Origin of the sequence: Arthrobacter sp. 2YAF22_2, from assembly GCF_052114645.1 — a bacterium.
In the GTDB taxonomy this organism is placed as follows: Bacteria; Actinomycetota; Actinomycetes; order Actinomycetales; family Micrococcaceae; genus Arthrobacter.
The window spans coordinates 1-1,667 of sequence record NZ_JBFRFD010000663.1; the positions used below are offsets into that span (position 1 = coordinate 1).

Below are 1,667 nucleotides of genomic sequence, written 5' to 3' on the forward strand. Positions count from 1 at the left end.
GCGGAGCTGCTGGCGGCCCGCGGCAGCCTGGGCCCGGGTGAGGCGGTCACGGTGCTGACGCCAATAGCGCAGACGCTTGCGTATCTGCACGGGAAGGGCTTTACGCACGGCGACGTGTCACCGGGCAACGTGTTGTTCACCGCCCAGGGCAAACCGTTGCTCGCGGATCTGGGGGTGGCCCGGATGCTGGCGGACCCGCAGGAACTGTCCCGGGCCGGCACGGACGGGTTCCGCGATCCCGCACCGGTGGATGCTGTGCGTGCCGGACTGCAGCCGGAGGGCGACGTCTATGCCGTGGCAGCGGTGGGCTGGTACTGCCTTACCGGCAGGGCGCCGGAGCCGGAGCTACAGCGTCCGCCGCTGCCGCTGCTGGTCCCGGGTGTTCCGCCCGGGTTGGCGGAGGCCCTGGAGGCGGGGCTCCGCAGCGACCGGCGCCTGCGGCCGTCCGCCTCCGAACTGGCCGCCGCCATCTACGGCAGCGCCCCGGCCGCCCCCGTGGATCTCTCGGTGTCGGTGCACCCGACCGTGCTGCCGCAGCTGCTGACCCGGCGGTCGCTTCCCGTGAGTCGGCGGGAACGCCGGGCGGCCCGGCTGCGCGCGTTCCGGGGCCGGGTTCGCCGCCGACAGCGCCTGGGACGCGGTCCCGCGGCCGGGCCGACCGCCGCACGGCACGCATCCCGCCAAGCCCGCCGCCGGGCCGGCTTCCCGCGGGCCGGCTTGAGGTTGGCCGGCGTGAGGAGGGCGGCGGCCGCACTGGTTCTGGCGGCGCTCCTTGCGGTTGCAGGACTCTTCGCGGCGTCGCTGCTGCCCGGACCGGTAACCACGCGGGCGCCTGCGCCGGCCGCTGCGCCGGGCGACGCGCGGCGCCCTTGGCAGCGGGCGCCTGGGGCTGCTGGAGCAAGTCACTGTCCCTGCGTCACCTGCCGCCGCCGCCGACGCCGAGGTGGGCGCCCGGTTGGTCGAGTCCGGCCACGTGCTCGACGGCTTTGAGGCCCGGCTCTCGTCGGTCGAGAGCCTGCCGGAGAGCACGGCCGCGCGCGCGGTCGTGACGCTCAGCGTGGCGTCGCCGCCCTATCGGGAACGGGACGGCACGGGGACGGTGGTCGCCGAAGCCCCGGCGGCCGCGGAACAGCGGCTACGCCTGGTGCTGCTGCCGGTGGACGGCAGATGGCGGATCCAGGAAATCCTTCCCGGGCCGCCGGCGGCTGGTGCCGAGCCCACCCGCTCCGCCGGAGGCTAGCCGCGGGCCGCCACCCAGGCCGCGGCCTGGGCCAGCGAGGCGTGCTGCCACCGGAATCCGGCCCCGGCCAGCGCCGCGGGCTCCATCCGCTGGCTGGCCAGCAGCAGTTCATTTGCCAACTGGCCCAGCGCGAGGCGCAGGACCGGCGCCGGCACCCGCAACAAGGCAGGCCGGTGGAGTGCAGCGGCAAGACCGGCAATTAGCGAATTCACGTCCGCGGCCTCGGGCGCGCAGACGTTGACCGGGCCGGAGAGCGGGGCGGTGAGCAGGAACTGGAAGGCGCCGGCGACGTCCGGAAGCGTGATCCACGGCCAGTACTGGCGGCCGTTGCCGAACGGACCGCCCGCGCCCAGGCGCAGCAGCGGCAGCAGCCGGCCGAGGGCACCCCCGCTGCGGCTCAGCACCACGCCGGTGCGGGGGGTAACCA

At 75.6% G+C, this 1,667-nt stretch carries 3 protein-coding genes; 2 read left to right on the plus strand and 1 reads right to left on the minus strand.

From position 1 onward, the window contains the following. The coding region (locus tag AB4Y86_RS18465) for a protein kinase domain-containing protein (RefSeq protein ID WP_441403595.1) at positions 1-990 on the plus strand (990 nt) is incomplete at its 5' end. After that, positions 956-1,240 (plus strand): hypothetical protein, encoded by a 285-nt coding sequence (locus AB4Y86_RS18470; RefSeq protein ID WP_441403596.1) that lies wholly within the window; start codon positions 956-958, stop codon positions 1,238-1,240. The genes AB4Y86_RS18465 and AB4Y86_RS18470, both read left to right, overlap by 35 nt. Here the strand turns inward: AB4Y86_RS18470 and AB4Y86_RS18475 are convergent. Beyond that, positions 1,237-1,667, minus strand: a 431-nt coding sequence (locus AB4Y86_RS18475) for a DUF1731 domain-containing protein (RefSeq protein ID WP_441403597.1), incomplete at its 5' end; no start/stop codon positions are given. The two genes, AB4Y86_RS18470 and AB4Y86_RS18475, sit on opposite strands and share 4 nt — an antisense overlap.